Below are 13288 nucleotides of genomic sequence, written 5' to 3' on the forward strand. Positions count from 1 at the left end.
GGTTAAGCTGAGCGTTTGCATGACACTGACGAAGCGTCTGCTCCTTCTGGCGTTGATTTCGGTTCTGCCGGCCATCGTCATTTGGACTTACACTGAAGTCTCCCTGCGCCGGGCCCGGGAAGCGGAGGTGAATGACCTCGCCATCCGACAGGCTCAGCTGGTGGGTGCGGAAATCGAAAGGATCCTCGACGGCGTCCAGGGCCTTCTGCTTGCCATCGATGAAACGCAGTCCATCCGCAACTTCGACACCCCCGTCTGCAGCCCCTACCTGAAGGCCATTCAGGAGAAGGTACCCTATATCCTGTCCTTCGTTGCTATGGACATCAGCGGGCACATCCGCTGCCGACCGACCGGCACCGTCGATACCCAGCACTATTTTGCAGACAGGCCTTATTTCCATAACGCTTTGGGCCAAAAGGGATTTGTCGTCGGCGAATTTACTCCGGCCTTCACGGAAGGCGGGTTGGGACCGCATCCGGTTCTGCCTCTCGCCCTGCCGATCTGGAACGACAGAGGCGATGTGGTCGGCGTGCTTGCCGCAGCCCTCGATCTGAGATGGCTCAGCCAGAAGCTGAAGCAGCGCACCGTGCCGGAGAACGGATCGGTGACCGTCGCCGACCGGAACGGCATCGTGCTCGTGCAGGAACCCCAGCCCGAGCGCTTCCTGGGCAAGCTGCTGCCGCAGGAATTTCTGGCTCAGTCGAGAGCGAAAGAAATCAGAACCGCGCCAAGCACCCTCCCCGATGGGGCGAGACGCGTTCTCGCTCATGTGCCGAAGCAGCCCCCGCCGAGGGATATCTACGTCAATGTCGGGTTGTCGACAAAAGCCGCCTTCGCGTCCATCAACCAGGCTGCCCGCCGGGGTTTCATGCTGATCACGGCGGCGCTCATCCTGGCCTTGTCCCTGTCGGCACTTCTCAGCCGCGCCTTCATCACCAAACCCTTCGAGATGGTGACGGACGGCATCCAGGCCTGGCGGCGAGGCGATTATGGAGCCCGGATCGCGCTGCCGAGAAAGTCGGGTGAGTTCAGCATCCTGGCCAAGGCCTTCAACGACCTCATGGACGATGTCGCCGAGCGCCAGCAGGCCCTTCAGGTGAGCGAGGAGCGGGCCCGCCTCGCCTTGGAGGCCGGGCATATGGGAACCTGGTGGTACGACCCTGACAAGAATGTCGGCGGGTTGTCCAGTCAGGCCGCGTCCATGATCGGGATTGCCCAAAACACGACGACGATGAACCCCAAGACCTGGCGGGATCTCCTGCATCCCGACGACACGGAGCGTGTGATCGAGAAGTGGCGGAATGCCATTCAGAACCGTGGCGACTACGAGGACGAGTATCGGATCCGCAACAAGAACGGGACCATCCGCTGGATCAACTCCAAAGGTCGCGTGTTCCGCGACATTCAGAAGAGACCCGTCTACTTCGTCGGCATTTTACAGGACATCACCGAACAGAAACACGCGGAGGAGCAGCAGCGCTTCTTCCTGAACGAGTTGAACCACCGGGTGAAGAATACCTTGGCCACCGTGCAGTCCATCGCGTCCCAGACCCTGCGCACGACGGAGACGCCGGGGCAGTTCAGGGAAGCCTTCGAAGGGCGCCTTCTGGCGTTGTCGAAAACTCACAACCTCCTGACGCGGCAATCCTGGCGCGAGGCGGAGCTGCGCGACGTGGCCGAGCAGGAACTGGCTCCCTACCGCAAGACCGGTGACGAGCGGGTCTTGCTGAACGGGCCCGATGTGAAGCTGCCGGCGCGCTACGCCATCAATCTCGGTCTCGTCCTGCACGAGCTGGTGACGAACGCCGCCAAATACGGCGCGCTCTCGACCAATGCGGGCCATCTTGAGGTGACATGGTCGGTGATCGAGGGCGAGGATCGTCCGACGCAGCTTCGCATCCACTGGACCGAGAGCGGTGGGCCGCCCGTCGCGCCGCCCAAGCGCCAGGGCTTCGGCTCGCGCCTCATCCGCCGCAGCATCGAGGGCGAACTGGGCGGCTACATGGTGCTGAACTTCGGGGAGAGCGGCGTCGCCTACGACATTTCCGTTCCGCTGACCCCGGCGACTAGCGCAGCAGCATAGACAGCAGGCGGTTCATACGGCTGCCATAGGGCGCCTTCGTCATGCCGGCCCCGTTGAAGCGCGCCTGACGGAACACCGAACGGGCATGGCTGAAGGTCCGAAAACCCGCCTCACCGTGATAGGCTCCCGTGCCGCTCGGCCCCACGCCGCCGAAGGGCAGCTCCTCCTGCACGCAATGCAGCAGCGTGTCGTTGATCGCGACGCCGCCGGATCGTGTCTGCGCGAGAACGCGTTCGGTGAGAGGCTTGTCGTGGCTGAACAGATAGAGCGCCAAGGGATGCGGACGCGCGCCGATGAAGCGGCAGGCGTCCTCCACATCGAAATAAGCCACCACCGGAAGGATGGGGCCGAAGATCTCCTCCTGCATCATCTGCGCGTTGTCGGGCACATCGGTCAGCACGACGGGCGCGAGCTTCCGATGCGCCGCGTTGAGCACCTCGCCGCCCGGATTGATCTCCTGCACCTGTGCGCCACGCTCCCGCGCATCGGCGATCAGGTCATGAAGGCGCGCATGATGCCGTTCGCTGATGATTGCGGTATAATCAGGATTGGCCGCAAGGGTCGGATACAGCGTCGAGACCGCATTTTGATAGGATGCGACGAAGGCTTCCTGCTTGTCGCGCGGCACCAGCACGTAATCGGGCGCGATGCAGGTCTGGCCGGCATTGAACAGCTTGCCGACGGCGATCCGCTCTGCCGCTTTCTCAATTGGATAATCCGCTGCGATCAGCGCGGGCGATTTCCCTCCCAGCTCCAGCGTCACCGGCACGAGATTCTCGGCTGCCGCCTGCATGACCTGGCGCCCGACCGAAGTGGAGCCGGTGAAGAGCAGGTGGTCGAACGGGAGATGCGTGAACGCCCGCGCCACATCGGGCCCGCCCTGCACCACGGCCACCTCCGCCGGATCGAAGACCTGCGCGATCACATCCTCCATGAGCGCGGAGGTGCGTGGCGTGATCTCGGAGGGTTTGATCATGACCCGGTTGCCCGCCGCCAGCGCTCCCGCCAGCGGCGAGAGCGCGAGCTGGACCGGATAGTTCCACGGGCTCACGATGCCGACCACGCCGAGCGGCTGGTAGATTATTCGCCCCGAGCCGGGCTGGAACATCCACTGGATCGGACGACGCCGCGGCTTCATCCAACGGCGGAATTTTTTGCGCGCATGGCGAAGGCTTGCGATCACTGGATAGAGATCGGCGAGCTTCGTCTCATGCGGCGAGCGATGTCCGTAATCCTTCGCAATGGCCTTCGTGAAGCCTTCGGCATGGCGCACCAACGCCTCGGCGAGCGTCGCGAGACCTTCGTCACGCCGTTCGGGAGACAGAGCGCCCTGCTCCGTCCAGGCACGCTGCTGGACGTTGAAGCAGGCCTGCAGCCGGTCTCTGGCCAGATGGGGAACGGCGTCGTGCACGGGTCGGGGGCTCCTCTGGATTCCAGGCCATGATATGGCGGAGGAAACATCATTCTCAACACGGCAGCGCTCGGGATGGATTGACGGGGCGTGAGAGATCGCAAGGATAACCCTTTGACCCCTCCCGCAGGAGAACCATGGTGAGCAGCCCCTCCCCCGTGCTGTCGATCGAGAACCTCTCCATCGGGTTGCCAGCCCTGGCCGATCGCCGGCATGCAATCCGGGACCTGTCGCTCTCCATCAATCCGGGCGAGACCCTCTGCGTGGTGGGCGAATCCGGCTCCGGAAAGTCCATGACCGCCATGGCGACCATCGGGCTGCTGCCGGGCGGCGTAAAGGTTTTGTCAGGGTCGATCAGGCTCGGCGGGCGCGATCTACTCGGTCTCGACGAGGCCGGCTGGTGCGATGTCCGGGGCCGCGAGGTCGGCACGGTGTTTCAGGAGCCGATGACCTCGCTCAACCCGGTGATGCGGGTGGCGGACCAGATCGCCGAGACCTTCCGGGCCCATGGTCTGCTCACGCCCGCCGAGCGCGAAGAACGCGTGCTCGACCTCCTGAGCGAAGTGCACCTGCCGCACCCGGAGCTGATCGCCAAAGCCTATCCGCACGAGCTCTCCGGCGGTCAGCGCCAGCGGGTGATGATCGCCATGGCGCTGGCCCTCGAGCCGAAGCTCCTCATCGCCGACGAGCCGACCACCGCCCTCGACGTGACCACCCAGGCCCAGGTGCTCAAGCTCATCGACAACCTGCGCCGCAAGCACGGCACGGCGGTGCTGTTCATCACCCACGATTTCGGCGTGGTGGCCGAGATCGCCGACCGGGTCGCCGTGCTCCAGCAGGGCGAACTCGTCGAGGAGGGACCTGTCGAAGAGGTGCTCACCCGCCCGAAGCACGCCTATACCAAGCGCCTCCTGGCAGCGGTGCCCTCGCTGACGCTCCCTGCCCCCAAACCGCTGGCTGGCGAACCCATCGCCCTGAAGGTTCACGACCTCACCAAAACCTATGGCGGCCGCGGCTTCTTCCGCAAAAGCCGCGAGGTCCAGGCGGCCGACGCGGTGAGCTTCGACATCCGTCGCGGCGAGACGCTCGGGCTCGTCGGCGAATCCGGCTCCGGCAAGTCGACGGTCGGGCGCTGCGTGCTGCGGCTGATCGAGCCGGACGGCGGCGCCATCACCATTGGCGATCTTCCCTTCGGCACCCTGTCCCAGCGCGACCTGCGGCCCCACCGGCGCAAGATCCAGATGGTGTTTCAGGATCCCTTCGCCTCCCTCAATCCGCGCCGCACGGTGGGCCGCATCATCGCCGAGGGGCCGGTCACGCAGGGGACGGATCCGGCCAAGGCTCTCGACGATGCGCGCCTCCTGCTGGAGAAGGTCGGGCTGCCAGTACAGGCCATCGAGCGCTATCCTCACGAATTCTCCGGCGGCCAGCGCCAGCGCATCGGCATCGCCCGCGCGCTCGCCATGAGGCCGGACGTGCTGGTGGCCGATGAGGCCGTGTCGGCCCTCGATGTTTCGGTTCAGGCCGAGATTCTGAAGCTTTTGAAAGGCCTGCAGGCCGAGTTCGGCCTTGCCATTCTGTTCATCACCCACGACTTACGGGTCGCCGCCCAGATCTGCGACCGCGTGGCAGTCATGCAAAAAGGTCGGATTGTGGAAATGGCCGAAACCGCGCAACTCTTTGCGCATCCGCGGGATGCCTATACCCGCCAGCTCCTGGCCGCCGTGCCGGGCATGCATACAATGACTTAGGGAGAAAACACCCGTGAACGATCAGGTCAGCGCCACGGTCGCGCCCAACATGATGTTCCAGAATTTCATTGGCGGACGGAATCGCCCTGCCTCCGATGGCATGACACTCGACGTATTCTCGCCCGTCGACGGCACGCTGTTCGCCCGCATCGCGTCCGGCACAATGCAGGACATCGATGATGCCGTGAAGGCCGCCCGCACCGCCTTCGACGGTGCCTGGGGCAGGTTGACGGCCACAGAACGCGGGCGGCTGCTCATGAAGCTCGCAACTGTCGTCGAGGCCCATGCGGACGAGCTCGCGGCTCTGGAGAGCCGCGACAACGGCAAGCCCCTGCGCCAGTCGCGCGCCGATGCCATCGCGCTCGCCCGCTATTTCGAATTTTACGGCAGCGCCACCGACAAGCTGCATGGCGATGTGATCCCATATCTCAACACCCATTTCATCGGCGTCGAGCGGGTGCCGCATGGAGTGACGGGGCACATCGTGCCCTGGAACTACCCGATGCAGATCTTCGGCCGCTCGGTGGGCGCGGCGCTCGCCGCCGGCAACGCCACGGTGGTGAAGCCCGCGGAAGACGCTTCGCTGACGATCCTGCGCGTGACGGCGCTCGCCCATGAGGTCGGCTTTCCGGACGGGGCTCTCAACGTGGTGACGGGCCTCGGCCGCACGGCGGGCGCGGCGCTCGCCGGTCATCCCGGCATCGACTTCCTGTCCTTCACGGGCAGCCCCGAGACCGGCACGGCCGTTCAGGTTGCGGCGGCGCAGAACCACGTCGGCGTGACCCTCGAACTCGGCGGCAAGTCGGCCCAGGTGGTGTTCGACGATGCGGATCTGGAGCGGGCCCTGCCGACCCTCGTCAACGCCATCATCCAGAATGGCGGCCAGACCTGCTCGGCCGGCAGCCGCCTGCTGATCCAGCGCGGCATCTTCCAGGATGTGGTCGATGCAGTGTCCGAGCGCTTCCGGACCTTGCGCGCCGGCCATCCCGAGCACGAGCCCGATCTCGGCCCCATGATCAACCAGGCGCAGCAGCGCCGCGTCCTCGGCTATCTGGAGCGCGGCCGCAACGAGGGTCTCACGGTCGTCGGCGAGGGCGTGGTGGCGCTCGATGCGCCTCCCGGCGGCTATTACGTGGCGCCGACCTTCCTGGCCCCTGTTCCGCACGAGAGTATCCTGACCCAGGAAGAGGTCTTCGGTCCGGTCCTCGTCGCGACGCCCTTCGACGATGAGGCGGAGGCGATCCGGCTCGCCAACGGCACGCAATACGGCCTAGCGGCAGGCGTCTGGAGCCGGGACGGCATGCGCTCCACCCGCGTCGCCCGCGCCATGCGCGCCGGCCAGGTCTTCGTGAACTGCTACGGCGCCGGCGGCGGCATCGAGCTGCCCTTCGGCGGTTTCGGCCGCTCGGGCCACGGCCGCGAGAAGGGATTCGAGGGCCTGATCGAGTTCACGACGACCAGAACACTCGTCATCGCGCACGGATAGGAAGAGATCACCCTCTGACCTCATCCTGAGGAGGTCGCGTCAGCGACCGTCTCGAAGGAGGATCCAGAGACCACTGGATCCTCCTTCGAGACGCAGCCTGCAGCTGCTCCTCAGGATGAGGGCGAGGATGGGAAAAACCAAGGTTTGGAAGGAAAGAATGCATGAAACGCCTTGAAGGCAAGGTGGCGCTGGTTACAGGCGCCGGGTCCGGCTTCGGTCTGGGCATCGCGGAAACATTCGCCCGTGAGGGCGCCAAGGTTGCCATCATCGACATCAACGAAGCGGCAGCCAAGAGCGCGGCTGAGAAGATCGGCGCCTCGGCCGTCGGCCTTGCGGCGGATGTATCGAAGGCCGCGGATGTGAACGCGGCGGTCGAGAAGACCGTTGCCGCCTTCGGCAAGCTCGACATCGTGGTCAACAATGCGGGCATCAGCCATCGCAACCGGCCGATGCTGGAAGTGGAGGAAGACGAGTTCGACCGGGTCTTCGCGGTGAACGTGAAGTCGATCTATCTCTTCGCCAAGGCGGCCGTGCCGCTCATGCAGAACCAGGGAGGCGGCGCGATCATCAATGTGGGCTCGACGGCAGGCCTGCGCCCGCGCCCCGGCCTCACCTGGTACAACAGCACCAAGGGGGCCGTGCACACCATGACCAAGTCCATGGCCGTGGAGCTCGCCCCCAGCAGGATCCGCGTCTGCGCGCTCGCCCCCGTGGCCGGCGAGACGCCGCTGCTTGCCACCTTCATGGGCGAGGACACGCCCCAGAAGCGCGAGCTCTTCGTCAATTCCATCCCGCTCGGCCGCTTCTCCACCCCGCAGGACATCGCCAACGCGGCGCTCTACCTTGCCTCGGATGAGGCCAGCATGATCACCGGCGTGGTGCTGGAGGTCGATGGCGGGCGGTGTATCTGAGGCAGGCAACTCACTGTCATCCCGGGGCGCCGCAGGCGAGCCCGGGATGACAAGCGGCAGCCTCATCACCTCTTCCGCCACTCGAACGGCAGCGGCGCCTCGCGGAAGGCGAAGCGATCAAGGTGCGAGGCAACAACGCCCTTCATCCGCTGGAGCGTCTCGTCGTCTTCCGCTTCCACCGTCACGGTCAGGGCATCGGCCCCCGCCTTCATGGTGGCGATTGCGGCCGGGAAGCGAACGATCCCCTCGTTCTCCGACAGCTGAACATCCAGCTTGTGGCTCCAGTGCTTGCAGAGTTGCTGGAGATATCTGGCGCCGTTCTCGGTGGGCACCCGGGCTGTCTCAAAAGCCATGTCCAAGCCTTTCCATACCGACAGAGGCCTCACGGGAGGCCGGCCACGCCGGATCGTCACAGACCTGCTTAGGCCCCGGCGCAACCGAAGTTAAGTGAACAATCCGTAATGACGGTCTTCCATCCGGCGCCATCCTGCGTAAGCTGAAGCCACCGCGACCTGTCGCAGCCGACCATACCGGATGGAGTTCCAGCCTGATGACGAAGCGCCTCCTGACCGCCGCCCTACTCCTTTCCGTCAGCGCCCTTCCGGCCTTGGCCGCCAAGACGTCCCTGGTGGTGGGCGTGCCCATCGAGCCCCCGGGCCTCGATCCGACGATTGCCGCGCCTGTCGCCATCCGGGAGGTCACCTGGGTCAACCTCTATGAGGGCCTCGTGCGCATCGACCGAACCGGCAAGGTCCAGCCGCTGCTCGCGAAAAGCTGGGAGGTTACGCCCGACGGGCTGACCTACACCTTCCGCCTGCAGGAGGGCGTGAAGTTCCACGACGGCTCGACCTTCGATTCGGCCGACGTGAAGTTCGCCTTCGACCGCGCCCGCGATCCAAAGTCGACCAACGCCCAGAAGCAGATCTTCGCGCCCATCGCATCCATCGAGACGCCCGACCCCGCGACCGTGGTGATCAAGCTGAAGGAAACCTCAGGCAACTTTCTCTATTATCTCGGCTGGGGCGATGCGGTGATCGTGGCGCCGGAGACGGCGGCGAACAACGCGGCCAACCCCGTCGGCACCGGGCCGTTCAAGTTCAAGTCCTGGACGCGCGGCGACCGGGTGGAGCTGACGAAGAATCCCGATTACTGGCAGAAGGACAAGGTGAAGCTGGAGAGCGTCACCTTCCGCTTCATCAGCGATGCGCAGGCGCAGGTTGCGGCTCTTCGCGCGGGCGACGTGGATGCGTTCCCGAATCTCGGCGCGCCGGAACTCTTCGCCGAGTTCCAGAAGGACAACCGCTTCAAAGCCGTGGCCGGCAACACGGAAGGTGAGACCGTCGCGGGCATGAACAATGCCAAGAAGCCTTTCGACGATGTGCGCGTGCGCCGCGCGCTGATGCATGCTGTCGACCGCAAGGCGCTGATCGAGGGCGCCTATTCCGGCTTCGGACAGCCAATCGGCAGCTTCTTCTCGCCCAACCATCCGGCCTTCGTGGATATGACCAACGTCATCCCCTATGACGTGGAAAAGGCCAAGGCGCTGCTGAAGGAAGCAGGCTACGGCAACGGCCTGCCGATCACCATCAAGTCGCCCCAGATGGCCTATGCCAGCCGCTCGGCGGAGCTGCTCTCGGCCATGATGGCCGAGGTGGGGGTAGAGCTGAAGATCATCCCGACTGAGTTCCCGGCGAAGTGGATCGAGGAAGTCTTCAAGAACAAGGATTACGACGTCACTATCGTGTCCCACACGGAACCGCTCGACATCGAGATCTTCGCCCGCGACAGCTACTACTTCAACTACAAGAACGACAAGTTCAAGCAGCTGATCGCGGATGCCGCCAAGACCACGGACGAGAAGGCGCGCTTCGCTAAATACGCCGAAGCGCAAAAGATTCTCGCCGAGGACGTGCCTGCCCTGTTCCTGTTCCAGCTGCCGAAGCTCGGCGTGTGGAACGCGAAGCTGCAGGGCCTGTGGGAGAACTCGCCGATCCCGTCGAACGACGTGACGGAGGTTTCGTGGACGGAGTGATCTGACGGCGCAACGGGAACCATGACGAACGCCTGGACCAGAGATCCTTCTAACAGGCCTTCATTGAGGCAACGGAATCGCGCACTGGCCTTGCGCCGAAACCTCACTGAACCTGAAAGAAGGCTCTGGTGGCACTTACGGCATCGGCTCCCTCTGGAGCGCGGCCACTTCCGGCGACAGGTTCCGATTGGTCCTTATGTGGTCGACTTCTGCTGCCTCGCGGCGAAACTGATTATTGAGGTTGACGGCAACCAACACGGATACGAAGCCAATGCGGCCCATGATGAACGCAGAACGAGCTATCTCAGCAATCACAGCTTCCGGGTTATCCGGTTCAGCAACAGGGAAGTGATGACCACTATCGAGAATGTTTTGAATTCTATCCTGGCCGCGCTAAGCGCGGGTTCCCTCCCCCTTGCGGGGAGGAATTGAGGGTGGGGGTCGAAAAGTCGAAGCTCTCGGCCTGCTTCGGGAGACACGAGAGACATACAATATCTCACTGGTCTGATCTCACAATCGGTCGAACCACCCCCACCCCTACCCCTCCCCGCAAGGGGGAGGGAAAAGGCCGCGCCTGAACACATGCTGCGCCTCGTCATCTCCCGGCTCGTCTCGCTGACCGTAACGCTCCTGTTCGTGTCGCTGGCGATCTTCCTGATCCTAGAAGTGCTGCCTGGCGATCCGGCCGCCATCATGCTGGGTACGGCGGCTCGTGAGGATACGCTTGCCGCCTTGCGGCAGGAGCTCGGGCTCGACCAGCCGGCGCTGGTCCGATATCTGCAATGGGTCGGCGGGATCCTTCACGGCGATCTCGGCACGTCGATCACCTACAAGATGCCTGTTTCGACGCTCGTGGCAGAGCGCATGAACGTGACGCTGCCGTTGAGCCTGCTCGCGATCCTGATCTCGACCGCTCTCGCCTTGCCGCTCGGTGTCGCGGCGGCTGCGCGTCGGGATGGAATCGTGGATCGTGCCGTCCTCGTGTTCAGCCAACTTGGTGTAGCGGTGCCGAATTTCTGGATCGGCCTCCTGTTCATCCTGTTCTTTTCCACTTGGCTCGGTTGGTTCCCGGCCGGCGGCTTTCCAGGATGGAGCGCAGGCATCGGCCCTGCCCTGCAGGCGCTGCTGCTGCCGGCTGTAGCGCTTGCCCTGCCTCAGGCGGCCGTCCTCACGCGGGTAACACGCTCCGCCACCCTCGAAGTGATCGGCGCCGATTTCGTGCGCACGGCTCGGGCCAAAGGGGTCGACAAGGGATCGACGCTTCGCCGCCACGTGGTGCCGAATGCGCTCATTCCCGTCACAACGATCCTGGGGCTACAGCTCTCGTTCTTCTTCGGCGGCGCAATCCTGGTGGAGAACGTGTTCAACCTGCCCGGCCTCGGACGGCTCGCCTATCAGGCGCTCAACCAACGCGACCTCGTTGTGATCAAGGACATCGTGCTGATCTTTTCCGGTCTCGTGATCGTGGTGAACTTCCTTGTCGATATCGGCTACGCCATCCTCGATCCGCGTCTGAGGGGCCGGTCATGACGAAGCGCTCCCGCATTCCGCTGAATTCCGCCCTCGTGGTCGGGGGCATTCTCACCGCGCTGCTGATCGTCACGGCTCTCGTGTCGCTCGTCTGGACCCCGGAGGTGCCGACCCGGGTGCGCGTGGCCATGCGCCTGAAAAGCCCTGGAGAGGTGGGCTTTCTCGGCACGGATCATTTCGGCCGCGACGTCGCCTCACTGCTCATGGTCGGCGCCTGGAACTCGCTTGCCATCGCATGGCCTGCGGTTCTCCTGGGCGCCGCCATCGGCACCGCCATCGGCTGCGCGGCGGCAGCCTGGAAAGGCATCGCGGACGAGATCGCCATGCGCGTCTCCGACGTGGTCTTCGCCTTCCCGGCCGTGCTGTCCGCCATCATGATCGGGGCGCTCTTAGGGTCAGGGCCTCTAGCGGCCATTCTGGCGATTGCCGTGTTCAACATCCCCGTCTTCGCCCGCGTCACCCGCGGCGTCGCGCTCCAGGTCTGGACGCTTGATTACATCGCGGCGGCGCGGGCCATCGGCAAGCATCCGCTGCGCATTACCTGGGAAGACGTGCTGCCCAACATCGCGGGCGCGCTGATCGTGCAGGTGACGATCCAGCTTGCGCTCGCGATCCTCACGGAGGCAGGCCTGAGCTATCTGGGCCTGGGCGTGCGCCCGCCGAACCCAAGCTGGGGCCGAATGCTGAGCGACGCACAGACTTACCTTTCACAGGCTCCGCACCTTGCCATCGCACCGGGCATCGCCATCGCGCTGTCGGTGTTGGGTTTGAACCTTCTGGGCGACGGCTTGCGCGATGCGCTCGATCCGACGCTGAAAGGCCGCGGCGCCACTGCATAAGACGGCTTCTTAACAAGCACACACCTCATCCTGAGAAGGTCGCGGAGCGACCGTCTCGAAGGAGCGTCCAGTGGTCTCTTGACCCTCCTTCGAGACGCAGCCTCACGGGCTGCTCCTCAGGATGAGGACTGAGTTTTTGGCAGTCACTTCAAGCCGCCTTGCTCATGTCCTTCTGCAGGTCAGCAAGGATCTCGTAGGAGCGCAACCGCTTGGCGTGATCGTAGATCGCCGATGCAACGATAAGCTCGTCGGCGCCGGTCTCGGCGATGAAGCCCTCCAGCCCCTCCCTCACGGTCTTGGCCGAACCGACGAAAGAACAGGAGAGCATGTTCATGGCCTGCGCCTTCTCGTGCGGCGCCCAGTAGCTCTCGATGTCGTCGATGGGCGGCTGGAGCTTGCCGCGGGTGCCGCGGAACAGGTTGGTGAAGGATTGCTGCGCCGAGGTGAAGAGGTGCCGTGCCTCTTCGTCCGTCTCGGCCGCGATCACGTTGACGCCGACCATGGCATAGGGCCGGTCGAGCTGGGCAGAGGGCTGGAAGCGCTCGCGATAGACCTGGATCGCCTGCATCAGGGCACCCGGTGCGAAATGCGACGCAAAGGCGTAAGGCAGGCCCAGCATGGCCGCCAGCTGCGCGCCGAACAGGCTGGAGCCGAGAATCCAGATCGGCACGTTGGAGCCCGCCCCCGGCACCGCCTGGATCGCCTGATCCGGCTGTACGGGGCCAAGCAGCGCCTGCAGTTCCAGCACATCCTGCGGGAAGGTGTCGGCAGCCGTCGGGTCGCGGCGAAGCGCCCTTAAAGTCCGCTGATCGGTGCCTGGCGCCCGGCCGACGCCGAGATCGATGCGACCCGGGTAAAGGGCGTCCAGGGTGCCGAACTGCTCGGCGATCACGAGTGGCGAATGGTTCGGCAGCATGATGCCGCCTGCCCCGACGCGGATCGTCTTCGTGCCACCGGCCACATGGCCGATCGCCACGCTCGTCGCCGCGCTGGCGATGCCCACCATGTTGTGGTGCTCGGCGAGCCAGAATCGGGTGTAATCCCATGTCTCGGCATGCTGCGCCAGGTCGAGGGAGTTGCGCAGGGCATCCGATGGCGTGAAGCCTTCGGGAATATGCGCGAGATCGAGGATGGAGAAGGGAGGCATGGACGATCTTTCTGGTACGGTTCAAGGCCGAACGAGGATTGCCATGAGATCATCATTCCGGGCGTCCGATGCAACCCAGGGAGCCCCCCGCCCGGGGC

At 64.5% G+C, this 13288-nt stretch carries 11 protein-coding genes; 8 read left to right on the forward strand and 3 right to left on the reverse strand.

The window, feature by feature from the left end; all coding sequences use genetic code 11:
* Positions 1-19 precede the first annotated feature (19 nt).
* On the forward strand, positions 20-2083 hold the full coding sequence (locus FHR70_RS07310; protein WP_183448674.1) for a sensor histidine kinase: 2064 nt from the start codon (positions 20-22) through the stop codon (positions 2081-2083).
* Here FHR70_RS07310 and FHR70_RS07315 read toward each other — a convergent pair.
* Entirely contained in the window at positions 2067-3494 is a 1428-nt protein-coding gene (locus FHR70_RS07315) for an aldehyde dehydrogenase family protein (RefSeq protein ID WP_183448676.1), read from the reverse strand. The genes FHR70_RS07310 and FHR70_RS07315 overlap by 17 nt on opposite strands.
* A 137-nt stretch (positions 3495-3631) precedes the next feature.
* Here FHR70_RS07315 and FHR70_RS07320 point away from each other — a divergent pair, with 137 nt between their 5' ends.
* The 3 genes from FHR70_RS07320 to FHR70_RS07330 all read left to right on the forward strand — a co-directional run bounded on the left by FHR70_RS07320 (position 3632) and on the right by FHR70_RS07330 (position 7642).
* On the forward strand, positions 3632-5245 hold the full coding sequence (locus FHR70_RS07320; RefSeq protein WP_183448678.1) for an ABC transporter ATP-binding protein: 1614 nt from the start codon (positions 3632-3634) through the stop codon (positions 5243-5245).
* A 13-nt stretch (positions 5246-5258) separates the two neighbouring features.
* A complete protein-coding gene (locus FHR70_RS07325; RefSeq protein ID WP_425487849.1) occupies positions 5259-6731 on the forward strand; it encodes an aldehyde dehydrogenase family protein in 1473 nt (490 codons plus the stop codon).
* A gap of 161 nt (positions 6732-6892) precedes the next feature.
* Entirely contained in the window at positions 6893-7642 is a 750-nt protein-coding gene (locus FHR70_RS07330; RefSeq protein ID WP_183448680.1) for an SDR family oxidoreductase, read from the forward strand.
* Positions 7643-7707: 65 nt separating this feature from the next.
* On the opposite strand, the gene FHR70_RS07335 is transcribed toward FHR70_RS07330, so the two are convergent.
* A complete protein-coding gene (locus FHR70_RS07335) occupies positions 7708-7995 on the reverse strand; it encodes a DUF2218 domain-containing protein (protein ID WP_183448682.1) in 288 nt (95 codons plus the stop codon).
* Between the two features lie 197 nt (positions 7996-8192).
* On the opposite strand from FHR70_RS07335, the gene FHR70_RS07340 reads away from it, so the two are divergent.
* The 4 genes from FHR70_RS07340 to FHR70_RS07355 all read left to right on the forward strand — a co-directional run bounded on the left by FHR70_RS07340 (position 8193) and on the right by FHR70_RS07355 (position 12043).
* Positions 8193-9674: an ABC transporter substrate-binding protein gene (locus tag FHR70_RS07340; protein WP_183448684.1), complete on the forward strand. Its 1482-nt coding sequence runs from the start codon at positions 8193-8195 to the stop codon at positions 9672-9674.
* A gap of 21 nt (positions 9675-9695) precedes the next feature.
* Entirely contained in the window at positions 9696-10106 is a 411-nt protein-coding gene (locus FHR70_RS07345; RefSeq protein ID WP_183448687.1) for an endonuclease domain-containing protein, read from the forward strand.
* A 150-nt stretch (positions 10107-10256) separates the two neighbouring features.
* A complete protein-coding gene (locus FHR70_RS07350) occupies positions 10257-11204 on the forward strand; it encodes an ABC transporter permease (protein WP_183448689.1) in 948 nt (315 codons plus the stop codon).
* Complete coding sequence (locus FHR70_RS07355) at positions 11201-12043, forward strand: ABC transporter permease (RefSeq protein WP_183448691.1); 843 nt, start codon at positions 11201-11203, stop codon at positions 12041-12043. Before FHR70_RS07350 ends, FHR70_RS07355 begins: the two co-directional genes overlap by 4 nt.
* Positions 12044-12191: 148 nt before the next feature.
* Here FHR70_RS07355 and FHR70_RS07360 read toward each other — a convergent pair whose 3' ends face one another.
* On the reverse strand, positions 12192-13190 hold the full coding sequence (locus tag FHR70_RS07360) for an LLM class flavin-dependent oxidoreductase (RefSeq protein ID WP_183448693.1): 999 nt from the start codon (positions 13188-13190) through the stop codon (positions 12192-12194).
* Positions 13191-13288: the final 98 nt, after the last annotated feature.

The sequence above is a fragment of the Microvirga lupini genome (assembly GCF_014191055.1).
GTDB classification, from domain to species: Bacteria; Pseudomonadota; Alphaproteobacteria; order Rhizobiales; family Beijerinckiaceae; genus Microvirga; species Microvirga lupini_A.